Source organism: Pseudomonas reidholzensis (genome assembly GCF_900536025.1).
Taxonomy (GTDB): Bacteria; Pseudomonadota; Gammaproteobacteria; order Pseudomonadales; family Pseudomonadaceae; genus Aquipseudomonas; species Aquipseudomonas reidholzensis.
Window position 1 is genome coordinate 38869 of sequence record NZ_UNOZ01000008.1, and the last position, 16063, is coordinate 54931.

Annotated in this window: 14 protein-coding genes; 12 read left to right on the top strand and 2 right to left on the bottom strand. The window is 67.0% G+C overall.

Features of this window, described 5'->3' with window-relative positions; all coding sequences use genetic code 11:
• The first annotated feature begins 10 nt into the window (after positions 1–10).
• The 3 genes from parS (at position 11) to CCOS865_RS07145 (ending at position 3331) form a co-directional block, all read left to right on the top strand.
• Entirely contained in the window at positions 11–541 is a 531-nt protein-coding gene (parS, locus tag CCOS865_RS07135) for a type II RES/Xre toxin-antitoxin system antitoxin (RefSeq protein ID WP_119139281.1), read from the top strand.
• Positions 541–1008, top strand: a complete 468-nt coding sequence (locus CCOS865_RS07140) for an RES family NAD+ phosphorylase (RefSeq protein WP_119139283.1) — start codon at positions 541–543, stop codon at positions 1006–1008. Before parS ends, CCOS865_RS07140 begins: the two co-directional genes overlap by 1 nt.
• A 115-nt stretch (positions 1009–1123) precedes the next feature.
• Positions 1124–3331 carry an ATP-binding protein gene (locus CCOS865_RS07145; RefSeq protein ID WP_119139388.1) on the top strand — a complete coding sequence of 736 codons (2208 nt, stop codon included), beginning with the start codon at positions 1124–1126 and terminating at the stop codon, positions 3329–3331.
• 15 nt (positions 3332–3346) lie between these two features.
• Here CCOS865_RS07145 and CCOS865_RS07150 read toward each other — a convergent pair whose 3' ends face one another.
• Positions 3347–4393: a LacI family DNA-binding transcriptional regulator gene (locus tag CCOS865_RS07150; protein WP_119139285.1), complete on the bottom strand. Its 1047-nt coding sequence runs from the start codon at positions 4391–4393 to the stop codon at positions 3347–3349.
• 239 nt (positions 4394–4632) lie between these two features.
• On the opposite strand from CCOS865_RS07150, the gene CCOS865_RS07155 reads away from it, so the two are divergent.
• From CCOS865_RS07155 to CCOS865_RS07170, 4 genes are read left to right on the top strand one after another with little or no spacing between them, the layout of a single operon-like run.
• Positions 4633–6867 (top strand): TonB-dependent receptor, encoded by a 2235-nt coding sequence (locus tag CCOS865_RS07155; protein ID WP_119139287.1) that lies wholly within the window; start codon positions 4633–4635, stop codon positions 6865–6867.
• Between the two features lie 52 nt (positions 6868–6919).
• Positions 6920–8263, top strand: coding sequence for an LLM class flavin-dependent oxidoreductase (locus tag CCOS865_RS07160; RefSeq protein ID WP_119139289.1), 1344 nt, complete (start codon positions 6920–6922; stop codon positions 8261–8263).
• Entirely contained in the window at positions 8260–9303 is a 1044-nt protein-coding gene (gene mgrA / locus CCOS865_RS07165; protein ID WP_119139291.1) for an L-glyceraldehyde 3-phosphate reductase, read from the top strand. Before CCOS865_RS07160 ends, mgrA begins: the two co-directional genes overlap by 4 nt.
• Positions 9304–9306: 3 nt before the next feature.
• Positions 9307–10236 carry an aliphatic sulfonate ABC transporter substrate-binding protein gene (locus CCOS865_RS07170; RefSeq protein WP_119139293.1) on the top strand — a complete coding sequence of 310 codons (930 nt, stop codon included), beginning with the start codon at positions 9307–9309 and terminating at the stop codon, positions 10234–10236.
• 107 nt (positions 10237–10343) lie between these two features.
• On the opposite strand, the gene CCOS865_RS07175 is transcribed toward CCOS865_RS07170, so the two are convergent.
• Positions 10344–10823, bottom strand: coding sequence for a GNAT family N-acetyltransferase (locus CCOS865_RS07175; RefSeq protein ID WP_119139295.1), 480 nt, complete (start codon positions 10821–10823; stop codon positions 10344–10346).
• Between the two features lie 176 nt (positions 10824–10999).
• Here CCOS865_RS07175 and CCOS865_RS07180 point away from each other — a divergent pair, with 176 nt between their 5' ends.
• From CCOS865_RS07180 to CCOS865_RS07200, 5 genes are all read left to right on the top strand, one after another.
• Positions 11000–11620, top strand: coding sequence for a LysE family translocator (locus CCOS865_RS07180; RefSeq protein ID WP_119139297.1), 621 nt, complete (start codon positions 11000–11002; stop codon positions 11618–11620).
• 21 nt (positions 11621–11641) lie between these two features.
• The gene (locus tag CCOS865_RS07185) at positions 11642–12514 is read left to right on the top strand and encodes an alpha/beta fold hydrolase (RefSeq protein ID WP_119139299.1); all 873 of its coding nucleotides are present in this window, start codon (positions 11642–11644) and stop codon (positions 12512–12514) included.
• 101 nt (positions 12515–12615) lie between these two features.
• Positions 12616–13752 (top strand): HlyD family secretion protein, encoded by a 1137-nt coding sequence (locus tag CCOS865_RS07190; RefSeq protein ID WP_119139301.1) that lies wholly within the window; start codon positions 12616–12618, stop codon positions 13750–13752.
• The gene (locus CCOS865_RS07195; protein WP_119139303.1) at positions 13742–15250 is read left to right on the top strand and encodes an MDR family MFS transporter; all 1509 of its coding nucleotides are present in this window, start codon (positions 13742–13744) and stop codon (positions 15248–15250) included. The genes CCOS865_RS07190 and CCOS865_RS07195 overlap by 11 nt, the downstream gene beginning before the upstream one ends.
• Positions 15251–15312: 62 nt before the next feature.
• Positions 15313–16059, top strand: coding sequence for an AraC family transcriptional regulator (locus CCOS865_RS07200; RefSeq protein ID WP_119139305.1), 747 nt, complete (start codon positions 15313–15315; stop codon positions 16057–16059).
• Positions 16060–16063: the final 4 nt, after the last annotated feature.

Consider the following 16063-nt stretch of genomic DNA (forward strand, 5'->3'; position numbering starts at 1 on the left):
GAGGTGGTGTATGAGCGAACAGACTGAGAAGCCCCGGGCTCGTCGTCGAGCCATCGAAGGCAGAGGCGCTGATAGTCCCTACGCCACGTCGGAGGGCGACGCCAGCACGCTCGAAACGCGCGAGGCGCCTGGCCTGTTCTGGCGATATTCCGCGTCGCATGAACAGCTGACAGAGGCGCAGCGTCTGGTGCAGATCCGACAGGGCCTGCCGGCCAACTTCTATCAGGAAGTGAAGCGGCTGTTCAGCCTGCCGGAAAAGCACCTGGCCGAACTGTTCAATGCCTCCATCTCAACGCTCGAGCGCCGCGTGCGCGACAAGCAACCGCTGGACGTGGTGGCTTCCGAACGGGTCGACCGGATCGTCGAACTCACCGCCCAGGCGGTCGATGTGTTCGAGAGTATCGAGGCGGCCGTCGCCTGGATGTCGCACGCCAATGACAGCCTCGGCGGCCAGGCCCCGGTGATGCTCTGCGAGACCGAGATCGGCGCCAAGCAGGTCCGCCGGGTACTCACCGCGCTGGAATGGGGCGGGGTTGTCTGATGCTGGCGTGGCGTGTCGCCAAGGCGTCGCGGGCGGATGACCTGAGCGGCAAAGGCGCGGCCATCGTCGGTGGCCGCTGGAACCAGATAGAAGTCCCCGCGCTGTACATGGGCCTGTCGCCGGCCATCTGCAGCCTCGAGACCTTCGTGCATGCGGCGGGTCGGCCGACTTTTGCCCTGACGATCAGCTGCTTCGAGTTGCCGGATGATCCTGCGCTCTATCTCGAACCGAGCGCTGGCGACCTGCCGCCCGGCTGGGATGCGCTACCGGCCGACAGCCCGAGCATGGGCTATGGCACACGCTGGCTGGAGGCAGGGACCCACCTGGGGTTGATCGTGCCCTCGGTGGTGCTCCAGCTTGAGCACAACGTGGTGGTCAATCCCCGCCACCCGGCGATTAGTCAGGTCCACCTGCGCGAGGTGTTCGACTTTGCCCATGACGAGCGGATGTTCAAGCGTCGCACCTAGCGGGCGCGTCGGTCTGTGACGAATCAACCGCTCAGACGGAACGTCTGCCGTTCTCAGATTTCATATCCAGCAGATGGATGGCGAAGTGCCTGAGGCGATTGATGATCGGCGTGAGATGAAACCCGTGCAGGACAACGATACAGACAACCCCGCTGCCGCGATGCCGAGCTTCCTGCTCGGTGGCGGCACCGTCAGCACGTTGCTGCAGTCGCTTGACTGGGCAGCGTCGCCGTTGGGGGCGCCGCAGGATTGGTCTGCGAGCCTGAAGACCCTGATGGCGACCATTCTCCCGGCCAAGGCGCAGATCGTACTGTTCTGGGGCGCCGACTACGTGTCGCTGTACAACGATGCCTATGCGCCGACCATCGGCGCCAAGCACCCGCGGGCCCTCGGCCGGCCCGGCCAGGAGAACTGGAGCGAGCTGTGGCACGACCTCGAACCGCTGTTGCGCGGCGTGCGTGAGACCGGCGAGACGTTCGCCGCGCAGGATCGCCCGTTCTACATCGAACGCCGGGGGTTGGGCGAGATCGCCTACTTCGACGTGTCGTATTCCGCCGTGCGCGAGATCGATGGCAGTGTCGGTGGGGTGCTGTGCATCGTCACCGAAACCACCGAGCGGGTGCAGTTCCAGCGCCGCCAGGCGTTTCTCCTGGAGCTCGGCCAGGCGTTGCCGGGCATGGATAACGCCGAGGACATCGAAGCGTTTGCAGTGCGCCGCCTGGGCGAGGAACTGGGGGCGTCGCGGGTGTTTTTCGGCGAAGACCTGGGCGACGGCCAGCATGTGCGCGTGGCCCGCGACTGGGTTGATGGCGCCACCTCGGTGACCGGCGAGCTGAACTACCAGGCGTTCGCTGCAGACCTGCCGACGGCGTTGGCCAGTGGCCGCAGCGTGCACGCCGACTACCCCGCGGGAACCTCGGCGCAGCTGTGCGCCAGCCTGTACGTGCCGGTGCTGCGCAGCGACGGCCTGGAGGCGCTGCTCGCCGTGCAGTTTCAGGCCCCGCATGTGTTCGTCGAGGACGAGTGCCTGCTGGTCGAGGCCACCGCCAAGCAAGCCTGGAAGGCCATTACCCATGCCCGCGCCGAGCGAGCGCTGCGTGCCAGTTCGGCCCACCTGGAGGCAACCTTCGCCGAGCTGATGGCGCTCAACGAAAGCCTCGAAGAGCGCGTCGGGGCAATGCTCGCTGACCGCGAGGCGGCGCTGCTGCAGTTGCACGAAGGGCGCAAGATGGAAATGATCGGCCAGCTCACCGGCGGCATCGCCCACGACTTCAACAACATGCTGACGCCGATCATCGCCTCGCTGGAGCTGATCCGCAGGCGCCCGGACGACGCCGAGCGCTCGACCCGGCTGATCGACGGCGCGCTGCAGGCGGCGGACCGTGCGCGCAACCTGGTGGGCCGCCTGCTCAGCTTTGCCCGGCGCCAGACCCTCAAGCCGCAGGCGGTGTCGCTGGCTGCGCTGGTGGGCGACATGCGCGAGCTGATCGCGCGTTCACTGGGCCCGACCATCGAGGTCCAGGTGCGGATCGACAGCGGCCTGCCGCCGGTGCTGGTCGACCCTCACCAGCTGGAACTGGCGCTGCTCAACCTGGTGGTCAATGCGCGCGATGCAATGGCCAATGGCGGTCGGCTGGTGATCGCTGCCGGCGACGTCGACAGCGGCCCGGGCAAGCCCGAGGGGGTCGCCGGGCAGCAGCTGTGGCTGCAGGTCGGTGACAGCGGCAGCGGCATGACCGAGGACGTGTTGGGGCGCTGCATCGAGCCGTTCTATTCGACCAAGGGCGTGGGCAAGGGCACCGGCCTTGGCCTGCCGATGGTGCAGGGGCTGGCCGCGCAGTCGGGCGGTGGTTTTGCGATCCGTTCGCAGCCCGGTGAGGGCACCCAGGCCACGTTGTGGCTGCCGCTCGCCGAGGCACCGATCAGCGCCGCTGGCGCTGCGGCCGAGGAGGTGCCGCTGGCCGAGGGCGTGCGGGTATTGCTGGTGGATGATGAAGACATCGTGCGCCATGCCACGGCCATGCAACTGCGTGATCTGGGCTATCACGTGACCGAGGCGGCGAGCCCCGCCCAGGCGCGTGTGCTGCTCGACGAGGGGCTGCGCATGGACGTGCTGGTGACCGACCAGATCATGGCCGACGAGACCGGCTCGCAGTTCGCCCGCGGGTTGCGTCAGCGCCATGGGGCATTGCCGGTGTTGATCATCACCGGTTACGCCAACCTGTCGCCGCGCGAGCTGTATGGCTTCGAGGTGTTGCGCAAGCCGTTTCGGCGGGCGGAGTTGGCCGAGAGCCTGGCGCAGTTGTTGCGCAACAAGGCCTGAGCGCGCAGCCCGGGATCAGGCGCTTTCCCTGGCCACCAGCTCGCAATGCAACAGGTTCAGCCGCGGCACGTCGCCGGCATGCTCGACCACGCCCAGGTGCTGCAAGACGCGCAAGGCCGCAACCTCGCCGATCTCCCGCGAAGGCGGGCGCAAGGTGGTAAGACTCGGCAGCAGCATGTCGGCAAAGGCATAGTCGCCAAACCCCACCACGGCCATGTCCTGCGGCAGTTGCAGGCCGGCACGCTGGCCGGCGAGCAGGGCACCGGCGGCCAGGTTGTCGTTGGCGAAGATGATCGCGTCGGGCCGCGGGTCGCGGCGGATCAGCGCCTCCATCGCCTGCTTGCCGGCCTCGAACGGCGCGCGGTCGGCGGAGGGCACGAACACCCAGGGCTCGAGGCCGGCCTCGCGCAGCGTGTGGGCGTAGCCATCCCGCCGCTCGAGGGCGCTGAAGTCGCCCGCCGCGCTGTTCTGCACGAAGGCGATGCGCCTGAAGCCCTTGTCCAGCAGGTAGCGACACGCTTGCACGCCCACGTCGAAATGCAGGAAGCCGACCTGCAGCGGCGTTCGCTCGGGGCGGTAGTCCCAGATTTCGACCACCGGCACATCGGCCTCGGCGAGCATCTTTTCGGTCGCTTCGCTGTGGAAGTGGCTGGTCACCACCAGCGCTGCCGGCGACCAGCCGAGAAACGCCCGCACGGCGCTTTCTTCCTGGGTTTCGCTGAAGTAGCTGGAAGCCAGCAGCAGCTGGTAGCCATGCCGGCTGAGGGTGTCGCTGAAGGCCTGGATGGTCTGCGCAAAGATCGGCCCGGAGATGTTCGGGATGACCATGCCGACGATGCGCCCACGCGCCGACGCCAAGCCACCCGCGACCAGGTTGGGCACGTAGCCGAGCGCCTGCACCACGGCCTCGATGCGCTCGCGCAATGGCGGCGACACTTGCTCGGGCTGATTGAAGTAGCGCGACACGCTGATGGCCGAAACACCGGCCTCCCGCGCCACGTCGGCAAGGGTGACGCGGCCGGCGCCACGGCGCTTGCGGGGGGTGTCCTTGGCCTGGCTCACAAAGGCAGCCTCCTGGGGAAAGCGCCGATGTTAGCGCTAACGTGTGGTCCACATGCAAATAGCTTTATGGAATATCAATCTGATTTTTTAGTATTTGACCTGCTAAGCAGGACGCTCTGATACTTGGCCATGTTAGCGCTAACACAGCGCTGCTGTTGGCCACCGACTGCCACTCGCACGAGCGAGACCAGACATCGACAGCATTCTTTCAGGTCTGGTCTTTCAGGGCAGTGAGCATCATGCAGACAACCCGTATTGCCGCTTCTCAGCGCGGCTCCAAGTTCCCCTCCGTGCGCCGTTCGCCGTTGGCCGCCGCCGTGCTGCTGGCCGCCATCGGTCAGTCGGCCCACGCCGCCGAAGCGCCGCGCTCGACCGACGAACCTACCGCCCTGAGCGCGGTGACCGTCACCGCCACCCGCCGCGAGGCCAGCCTGCAGGAAGTGCCGGTGGCGGTCTCGGTGGTGCAGGGCGAACAGCTCGAGCGCGACAACCGCAACAGCGTCGCCAGCATCGTCCAGCAGGTACCGACCCTCAATTACCGCGCCGGCGCCTCGAACAAGGACACCTCGCTGTTCATCCGTGGCGTGGGCACCATTTCCACCTCGCCCGGCGTCGAGCCGACCGTGGCCACCGTGGTCGATGGCGTGGTGTTCGGCCGCCCTGGCCAGTCGACCCTGGACCTGCTCGACCTGGAGCGCATCGAGGTCCTGCGTGGCCCGCAAGGCACGCTGTTCGGCAAGAACGCCTCGGCCGGTGTGCTCAACGTGGTGAGCAAGTCCATCCCGGAACAGACCCACGGCTACGTCGACTACTCGCACTTCGGTGGCGGCGATGAAAACCGCCTGCGCTTCGGCCTCGGCGGGCGCCTCAACGAGCAGCTCAAGGGCTCGCTGAGCACCCTCTGGGGCGACTACGATGGCAACGTCGAAAACCTCGCCAACGGCCATGACGTCAACGGCTACGAGCGCAAGGGCGTGCGTGGCAAGCTCGAGTTCGAGCCCAACCAGGACCTGCGCCTGACCCTGATCGCCGACTACATGAAGGGCGAGGACACCCTGCCCAGCGGCGTCGTCACCCAGGCCAGCCCGGCTTTCGCCAGCCAGTTGGGGGCGGTGCGCCCAAGTGCCCACAACCGCGACATCAGCAGCGACTTCAAGACCCACGTCGAGGACGAGAACCAAGGCCTGTCGGCCCAGCTCGACTGGCAACTGGGCGACTACACCCTGACCTCCATCAGCGCCTGGCGCGGCTGGGACAACACCCAGTACCAGGATGGCGACCGCCGCGCGCTGCTGCCGCTGACCGCGTCGCACGACAAGGGCACGGTCGACTACGACCAGTACAGCCAGGAGTTTCGCCTGACCTCGCCCAAGGGCGAATTCAACGAGTACGTGCTCGGGGCGTTCTACATGCACGGCACCTCGCGTGAAACCTACCAGCGCCTGTCGGTCAACGGCGGGGTGGCCAACAGCGGCCGCGCCGACTACTCGACCACCAACGACAGCGTCGCGCTGTTTGGCGAAAACACCTTCAACTTCACCGATGATTTCCGCGCGATCTTCGGCCTGCGCTGGACCCACGACGACCTCGAGTACGACCACCGCCGGGCTTCCACGTCGGCCGCCTCGGTCACCGGCATCCAGCCGTCGACCTCCAGTGAAGGCTCGGTCGACGAAGACGGCTGGAGCGGGCGCACCGGCCTGCAGTACGACTTCAACGACAACCTGACCGGCTACGTTACCTACTCGCGGGGCTACAAAGGCCCGGCCTACAACGTGTTCTTCAACATGCAGCCGCGCGACACCGGCGCGCTCAAGCCGGAAACCTCCGACGCCTACGAGATCGGCCTCAAGAGCACCGCGCTGGACAACCGCCTGGTGGCCAACCTGGCGGTGTTCCATACCGACTACGACGACTACCAGGCCAACTTCTTCGACACCGTGGCCAACCAGGTGGTCACCCGTCTGGTCAATGCCGGCAAGGTCAAGACCCAGGGCGTCGAGCTCGACGCCAGCTTCCAGGCCACCCGCCAGCTCAAGTTGTCGGCGGCCGCGGCGTACACCAAGGCGCGGGTCGACCACTTCAATTGCCCGGCGGGCGCGGCGGCCAGCTGCGACATCGACGGCGGTCACCTGCCGTTCACCCCGGACTGGAAAACCTATGTGCGGGCTGACTATGTGATCCCGTTGGACAACGGCCTGGATGTCGAGCTCTCCAGCGATTACAGCTGGCAGGATTCGGTGCAGTTCAGCCTCGACCAGAACCCCGACACCCTTCAGGGCGCGTATGGCATCTGGAACGCCAGCATCGCCCTGGCCGACTACAACGACGGCTGGCGCGTGGCCTTGCTGGGCAAGAACCTCGGTGACAAGTCGTACGCGCAGATGCTCGCCAGTGGCGGCGACTACATCTACCGCTCGGTACCGCGTGACGATGGCCGCTACTTCGGCGTGCAGTTGCGCAAGGACTTCTAACTGCCGGGGCCGCACAGCGGCCCCAACAATGGATTGCCAAGCGAGGAACCCGATGACCAGCGCAACCCGCCAACTCAGCCTAGGCGCCTTCCTGATGGCCACCGGGCACCACGTCGCCGCCTGGCGCCACCCCGATGTCCCCGCCGACCCGCTGGACTTCGCCACTTACCGGCGCGTCGCGCAAGCCGCCGAGGCCGCCTGCTTCGACGCCCTGTTCGTCGCCGACAGTGTCGCCGCGCCCAGCGACGCCTTGGCCAGCCACAGCGCTCGCTCGGTGTACTTCGAGCCGTTGACCCTGCTCTCGGCCCTGAGCACCGTCACCGAGCGCATCGGCCTGATCGCCACCGCCACCACCAGCTACAACGAGCCGTACCACGTAGCACGCAAGTTCGCTTCGCTCGATCACCTCTCGGGTGGCCGTGCGGGCTGGAACCTGGTCACCTCCGATGCCGCCGCCGAGGCCGGCAACTTCGGCCGCGCGGCGCACATCCCGCACGCCGAACGCTATGCCCGAGCCCGCGAGTTCCAGCAGGTGGTGCAGGGCCTGTGGGACAGCTGGGCGGATGACGCCTTCATCCGCGACAAGGCCAGCGGCCAGTTCCATCATGCCGATGGCGTGCGTGCGCTCGATCACGTCGGCGAGCACTTTCGCGTCAAGGGCCCGCTCAACGTCGCCCGATCACCGCAAGGGCGGCCGGTGCTGGTACAGGCCGGGTCGTCGGAAACCGGCCGTGAACTGGCCGCCGAAAGCGCCGAAGTGGTGTTTACCGCACAGCCGTCGATGGCCCGTGCCCAAGCCTTCTACGCCGACCTCAAAGGGCGCCTGGCGCGCTTCGGTCGCGCGCCGGACTCGCTGAAGATCATGCCCGGGGTGTTTGTAGTGGTCGGCCAGAGCGAGGCCGAGGCACAAGACAAGGCCGAGCAGTTCCAGACGCTGGTCAACCCCCGCGTGGGCGTCGCGTTGCTGGGGCGCATGCTTGGCAACTTCGACTTGTCCGGCTACCCGCTGGACGGCCCGCTGCCTGACCTGCCACCCACCGAAGACGGCCAGCGCAGCCGCCAGCAACTGCTCACCGAACTGGCCGGCAACGAGCAGCTGACCCTGGCCCAGCTCGGCCAGCGCATCGCCGGTGGGCGAGGGCACTACAGCCTCATCGGTACGCCAACGCAGATCGCCGATGAGCTGCAGGCCTGGTTCGAGGGGCGCGCCGCCGATGGCTTCAACGTGCTGGTGCCGCACCTGCCGCAAGGCCTGGAGGACGTCGCCCGCCATGTGGTGCCGGAGCTGCAGCGCCGTGGCCTGTTCCGCCGTCAGTATCAGGGTCGCACCTTGCGCGACCACCTGGGCCTGCAAGCGCCCGCCAACCCTTACTTTGCCGACCGAGGTCAACCATGAGCTACACCGCCCACCCCGAGCGCTATGCGCGCATGCCGTACCGCCGCGTCGGCCGCAGCGGCCTGGTGCTGCCGGCCCTGTCCCTGGGCCTGTGGCACAATTTTGGCGACGCCACGCCGATCGACACCCAGCGCGCGTTGCTGCGCACCGCGTTCGACGCCGGCATCAACCACTTCGACCTGGCCAACAACTATGGCCCGCCCTATGGCAGCGCCGAAACCAACTTCGGCCGCCTGCTGCGCGAAGACCTGCGCGCCTACCGCGATGAGCTGATCATCTCCAGCAAGGCCGGCTGGGACATGTGGCCCGGGCCCTATGGCCAGGGTGGCAGCTCGCGCAAGTACCTGATCTCCAGCCTCGACCAGAGCCTGACCCGCCTGGGCGTGGACTACGTCGACATCTTCTACTCGCACCGCTTCGACGCCGACACACCGCTGGAAGAAACCGCGGTGGCCCTGGCCGATATCGTCCGCCAGGGCAAGGCGCTGTACATCGGCATCTCGTCCTATTCGGCGGGCAAGACCCGCGAGATCGCCGCCTTGCTGGATGACCTGAAGGTCCCGCTGCTGATCCACCAGCCGGCCTACAACCTGTTCAATCGCTGGATCGAGCAGGACCTGCTCGACACCACCGACGACCTCGGCGCCGGCGTCATCGTCTTCACCGCCCTGGCCCAGGGCCTGCTCAGCGACAAGTACCTGCAGGGTGTACCGGCCGATGCCCGGGTCAACCGCGCGGGTGGCAGCTCGTTGCGCGCCGAGCACCTGTCCGAAGCCAACATCGCCCGCGCTCGCGCCTTGAACGAGATCGCCCAGCGTCGCGGTCAGAGCCTGGCCCAGTTGGCCCTGGCCTGGACCCTGCGCGACCCGCGGGTGACCTCGGCGCTGATCGGCGCCAGCCGCCCCGAGCAGATCATCGAGAACGTCGCCGCCCTGGACAACCTGGCGTTCAGCGCCGAGGAGCTGGCCGAGATCGACCAGTACGCGGTCGAAGGCGGGATCAACCTGTGGGAAAAACCCTCGACCGACTGGAAGGACTGAGCGATGAAGTTTCTACGCGTTGCCGCATTGTTGCTCGCCGGCCTGGCCGGCACGGTGCAGGCGGCCGACCCGGCGGCGCTGCGCATCGGCTACCAGAAGGGCTCGATCAGCCTGGTGCTGGCCAAGCAGCACCGCCTGCTCGAACAACGCTTCCCGGACACCCAGGTGGAGTGGATCGAGTTTCCCGCGGGCCCGCAGATGCTCGAGGCGCTGAACATCGGCAGCCTGGACATCGGCTCGACCGGCGACATCCCACCGATCTTCGCCCAGGCGGCCGGTGCCGACCTGCTGTACATCGGCGCCGAGCCCGCCAAGCCGCAGGCTGAGGTGATCCTGGTGCCCAAGGCCAGCACGATTGCCAGCGTCGCCGAGCTGAAGGGCAAGCGTATTGCCCTGCAGAAGGGCTCCAGTGCGCACAATCTGCTGCTGCGGGCCTTGGCCAAGGCCGGCTTGAGCATCCGTGACGTACAGCCGGTGTACCTGGCGCCGGCCGATGCGCGCGCCGCCTTCGAGCGCGGCAGCATCGATGCCTGGGCGATCTGGGACCCGTTCTATTCGGCCATCGACCTGGAGGGCAAGTCGCGGGTGCTGGCAGACGGGCAGGGGTTGGGGCTGATCGGGCCGTTCATGCTCGGCGCGCGCGGTTATGTCGAGGGCAATCCGGCATTCGTGGGCGCGTTGCTCGATGAGATCAGCCGCGCCGAAGCGCTGACGCGCAGTGACGAAGCGGGCAGCATCACGCTGTTGGCGGGCTTCATGGGCTTGCCGGAGGAGGTGGTGCGGCGCAGCTTCAGCCATCGGCCGGCGTCACCGGTGTTGCCGGTGACAGCCGAGATCGTGGCGGCGCAGCAGCGCACGGCTGAGTTGTTCTTCGACAACCGCATACTGCCCAAGCGCGTGGAGGTTGCCGGGGCGGTGTGGCAGCGTCATTGACGCAGTGTCTGTTACTGCCCTATCGCGGGTAAACCCGCTCCTACAGGGGCCACGCTGATCCCTGTAGGAGCGGGTTTACCCGCGATAGGGCCAGCACAGGCTACAGCTTACCCTCGGGCAAACTGCGCCAGCTTTTGCCCCTCCAGGCGGTAGCGAATCCACTCATCCTGCGGTTCGGCCCCGAGCGACTGATAGAAGCCGATCGCCGGCGCGTTCCAGTCCAGCACGCTCCATTCCAGCCGCCCGCAGCCATTTTCCACCGCCTCTTGGGCAATGTGCCGCAACAGCCGTCGACCGGCGCCGTCGCCGCGCTGCTCAGGGGTGACATACAGGTCTTCCAGGTAGATCCCGTTACGCCCCAGCCAGGTGGAGTAACTGTAGAAGTACACCGCGAAGCCAATCGCTTGCCCATCGCGCTCGCAGATCAGGCTGCTCACGGTGCTGCCTTCGTCAAACAGGCTGCGCTCGATATCCGCCAGGCTGGCGACCACCTCATGGCGGGCCCGCTCGTAGTCGGCCAGTTCAGTGATGAACGCGAGGATCTGTGCGGCGTCACTGCGCACGGCGGGGCGGATGATGAGGCTCATGTTGGGCGTCCTTGGGCTGAGGCAGTCATCTTAACCGCTAGGCGCAGTGCTTGCCGAGGGGCTGCCAACGGTACAAAAATGTGTATCTGAATAATTTATGGTAACTGTACGGGTGGTCTGCGGGGTGCGCTCGGCTACTGTGGTCAGACGATAATCAGATCTCGCGGACCATAGCCATGCTTGCCTCACTCGACCTGCTGACAGCTTTCGTGCTGTTCGCCTTTGTCTCCTCGATCACGCCGGGGCCAAACAACACCATGCTGCTGGCCTCGGGCGTCAACTTCGGGGTGCGCCGCTCGATCCCGCACGCCCTGGGCATCAGTATCGGCTTCATGGTCATGGTCCTGGCGGTCGGTTTTGGCCTGGGCGAAGTGTTCAAGGCCTGGCCGCCGCTGTACACCGTATTGCGCTATGGCGGCGCGGCCTACCTGCTGTACCTGGCCTACAAGATCGCCACCTCCGGGCCGATCTCCGGCAGTACCCGCGGCACCGGCAAGCCGATGGGCTTCTGGGGCGCGGCGGCGTTTCAATGGGTCAATCCGAAAGCCTGGGTGATGGCGATCGGCGCGATCACCACCTACACGCCGGCCCAGGGCTATGTGCTCAACGTGATCGTCATCGCCGCGGTGTTCGCCCTGGTCAACCTGCCCAGCGTCGGCATCTGGGTGATGTTTGGCAGCGCGTTGCGCAACCTGCTGCAGAACCCGCGCTGGCTGATGCTGTTCAATGTCCTGATGGCCCTGCTGCTGGTGATTTCCCTCTACCCGCTGCTGTTTGTAGAATCGGCGTTTTCCTGATGCGATGAGAGCAGCCGACCGATGCAATTGATTCCCTGGTCCCACGACTGCCCCGAAGGTTTCACCCTGCGCGGCTGGCGCTCGCCGGCCAGTGGCCGGCCGCTGCTGCATTTTCTCCACGGCAACGGCTTCTGCAGCCTGGTCTACCAGCCGTTGCTGATGCGCCTGGGCGAGCACTATGACCTGTGGCTGAGCGATGCCCAAGGGCATGGCGACAGTGATCACGGCGGCGCCTTTGTTGGCTGGAACCGCACCGCCGCGCTGGCGGTGGAGGCGTTCGAGGCCGGTCGAGGCGAGTATGGCGAGGTGCCCCGGCATGCCGTTGGGCACAGCTTTGGCGGGGTGGTCAGCGGGTTGATCCTGGCCAACCATGCGCACTTGTTCGAGCGCGCGGTGCTGCTCGATCCGGTGCTGTTCAGCCGCAGGATGATCGGCGTCATGGGCGCGGCCGTCCTGCTGGGCCTGCACCGTCGCCATGGTTTGGCGCGCAAGGCGGCGACCCGCCGCAGCCATTGGCCCGACCGTGGCTCGGCGCTGGCCGCGTTGCAGGGTCGGGGGATCTTCAAAGGCTGGAGCGACGAGGCGCTGCAGGCCTACGTCGAGCATGCCATCGGCGATCACGGCGAGGGCGTGGTGCTCAAGTGCCGGCCAAGCCGTGAAGTGGAAATCTTCAGTTCGTTCCCGCAGCGGATGTGGGCGAACCTGGGACGCATCAGCACGCCGACCTGCATCCTCCATGGCCAGCAGACCTACCCGTTCGTGCCCCATTCGGTGCGCCGGCTGGCGGTGATCAATCCTGCCGTGAGCGAACAGCAGGTGCCCGGCGGGCATTGCTTCATGCAAGAAGACCCGGCGGCTACGGCAGACGCCATCCTGGCGTTCCTGAAACCCTGACACTGCTTGTCCATTTCGCGACGATAGCCGGCTGATTCGCGTGCGAACGACACGCGCCGATTGCATACCCTGACGCTCCCAACCCGCAAGGAGCCCAGGTAATGAATCAGGCGGTAACCCCCGACCCGCAAGTCGCCCTCGAAGACGCTCAACGCAGCCGTCGCCAACATTGGCGACGTTATGCCCTGGCCGGCTGCGCGGGCCTGGCGCTGGTGGGCTATGCGGCGCATTGGTGGTTGGATACGCGCTTTCTCGAACAGACCGACGACGCCTATGTGCGCGCCGACTGGGCGCCGGTCAGCGCGCGGGTCAGCGGTTACGTGGCCGAGGTGCGGGTGGCCGATAACGCCCGGGTCAAGGCCGGGGAGTTGTTGCTGCGGCTCGACGCGCGCGATTTCCGTGAGCGCCTGCACAGTGCCGAGGCGCGCGTGGCGGTCAGTGAAGCGGCGGTGCAGGTCCAGCGCATGCGCTTGCGTGGCCTGGCGGCGCAACAGGCCGAGCAGCGCCAGGCGATCGCCCATGCCGAGGCTGAACGCGCGGGCAGCCGTGCTGAAAGCCAGCGCGCCGACGCCGACTGGCAACGCTACCAGCGCTTGGGGCAATGGCAGGCGGTCAGCGTGCAGCGCCTGGAGCAGGCCAAGGCCACGCGGATCCAGGCCCAGGCGCTGCAACGGGGTGCCGATGCGCAGTTGGCCCAGCAGCAGGCGCGCACGCAGGTCCTGCAGGAGCAGGGGCAGGAGTTGCAGGCCGAACTGGAACAACGCCTGGCTGACCTCAAGCAGGCCCGCTCGGCGCTGGCCTTGGCCCACAGTGCGTTGGCCGACACCGAGATTCGCGCGCCCTTCGATGGCGTGGTGGGCCAGCGCAAGGTCCGCCAGCAACAGTACGTGACCCCCGGCCTGCCGTTGCTGGCGGTGGTGCCGGTGGAGCAGGCCTATGTCGTGGCCAACTTCAAGGAAACCCAGCTCGAGCACCTGCGCCCCGGGCAGCCGGTGGTGCTGGCGGTGGATACCTTCGGCCAGCATTGGCAGGGCAAGGTCGACAGTGTGTCGCCGGGCTCGGGCGCGGTGTTCGCATTGTTGCCGCCGGACAACGCCACCGGCAACTTCACCAAGATCGTCCAGCGCTTTCCCGTGCGTATCCGCCTCGAGCCGACCTCGGGCGAGCGGCCGCGGTTGCTTGCCGGGATGTCGCTGACCGCCACCGTAGATACCCGCGGGGCAGTCGATGAGCACTGAAGAAAAGGTATCCACGCGGGCCTGGATAGCCGTGATCGGCGGCCTGTTCGGCTGCTTCATGGCGGGCATGAACGTGCACGTTACCAGTGCCGCCCTGCCAGAAATCGAAGGCGCGCTGGGGGCCAGCTTCGAGGAAGGCTCGTGGATTTCCACAGCCTACCTGGTGGCGGAGATCAGCATGATCCCGCTGACCGCGTGGCTGGTGCAGGTGTTCTCGCTGCGCCGGGTGATGCTGGTCGGGTCGGCGGTATTTCTGGTCAGTTCGGTGAGCTGCGCGCTGGCGCCAAGCCTGCAGGCGATGATCACCCTGCGGGTGATCCAGGGCGCGTCCGGCGCAGTGCTGATCCCGCTGTCGATGCAACTGATCATTACCGAACTGCCGGCCAGCCGGATCGCCCTGGGCATGGCCCTGTTCAGCTTGTCCAACAGTGTTGCCCAGGCGGCCGGCCCATCGATTGGCGGCTGGCTGACGGACCTGTATTCGTGGCGCTGGATCTTCCTCCTGCAACTGCCGCCCGGGTTGCTCCTGCTGGCGGCGGTCGGCGGTGCGATCAAGGGCCAGGCGGGTGACCGCAGTGCCCTGCGCAAGGCCGACTGGCTGGGGATCGCAGCCATGGTGCTGGGGCTCGGCGCACTGCAGATCGTGCTCGAGGAGGGCGGGCGCAAGGACTGGTTCGACTCGCAGTTCATCGTTGGCTGCAGTGTGCTGGCGCTGGTCGCATTGGCGCTGTTCATCCAGCGCCAGTTGTACGGTACGCGGGCGTTCATCAACCTGCGTCTGCTGGCCAGCTACAACTTCGGCGTGTCGAGCCTGGCCATGGCGATCTTCGGCGCCGCGACCTTCGGCCTGGTGTTCCTGGTGCCCAACTACCTGGCCCAGGTGCAAGGCTACAGTGCCAGCGAAATCGGCCAGAGCCTGATCGCCTACGGCCTGGTGCAGCTGTTGCTGGCCCCCTTGCTGCCGCGGCTGATGCGCTGGCTCAACGCCAAGCTGCTGGTGGCCAGTGGGTTCGCCATCATGGCCCTGGGCTGTTGGCTGGGCGCGCACCTGACGGCGGATGCCGGCCGTAACGTGATCATCCCCTCGACCGTGGTGCGCGGGCTTGGCCAGCCGCTGATCATGGTGGCGCTATCGGTGCTGGCCGTGAAGGGGCTGGACAAGGCCCAGGCCGGTTCGGCCTCGGCGTTGATCTCGATGTTGCGCAACCTCGGCGGCGCCTTGGGCACGGCATTGCTCACCCAGCTGGTGTCGCAGCGCGAGCGGTTTCATTCGGCGCGCCTCGGCGAGCACCTGACGCCGTTCGACAGCGTCTTGCAACAGCGCTTGCCGGACGGTGTGGCCGACCCGCAGTCGCCCGAGGTGATGCAGACCCTGGCCCTGCTCGACAGCAGCGTGCGCGAGCAGGCGTACCTGATGGCCTACTCGGATGCCTTCTACCTGGCGTGCCTGGCCTTGCTGGGCTGCGCCGTGGCGGCCTTGTTGCTGCGCAGCCGTTGACGTGGTCGACCTGTTGCACGGAGCGCGGCAATAATGACCGCACCTTGCATGGACCCAACCTGATGAACCGACCCGCCATCCTGCCGCTTGCCGAAAACTACCGCCACGGCGAGCGGATCGCCGCGCACTGCCACGACCGGGCGCAGCTGATCCACGCGCTGAGCGGGGTGATCACGGTCAACTCGCGCCAAGGCAGCTGGGTGGTGCCGCCTGGGCGCGGGGTGTGGGTGCCGGCGGCGGTCGAGCATGACCTGCAGATGGCCGGCGCGGTGCAGATGCGCACCTTGTTCGTCGATCAACGGGTGCGGCCCGACTTGCCGGGCGAGTGCCAGGTGATCGAGATCTCGCCGTTGCTGCGTGAGCTGATCATCCGCGCAATGGACATCCCACCGGATCACCCGCAGGAGGGCCGCGAGGCGCGGATCATGCAGTTGATCCTCGACGAGATCCGCGTGCTGCCGGTGCTCGCGCTGCATGTGCCGTGCCCGGCTGATCGGCAGTTGCTGGCGCTGTGCGAGGCCTTGCGTGCGGCGCCGGGTGAGGACTGGAGCCTGGCACGCGCGGCGGCGCACAGCGGGCTGACGCCGCGCACGCTGACCCGCGGCTTTCAGCGCGAGACGGGTTTGAGCCTGGTGCAGTGGCTGCGCCGGGTGCGCCTGATGGCTGGCCTGGATGCGCTGGCGGCAGGGCAGTCGGTGCTCGAGGTGGCGCTGGACCTGGGCTATGACAGCCCCAGCGCGTTCAGTGCGATGTTCCGGCGCACGCTGGGTGTGTCGCCTTCGGGGTACTTTGGCCGAGCGGCCGGCTAGCCCC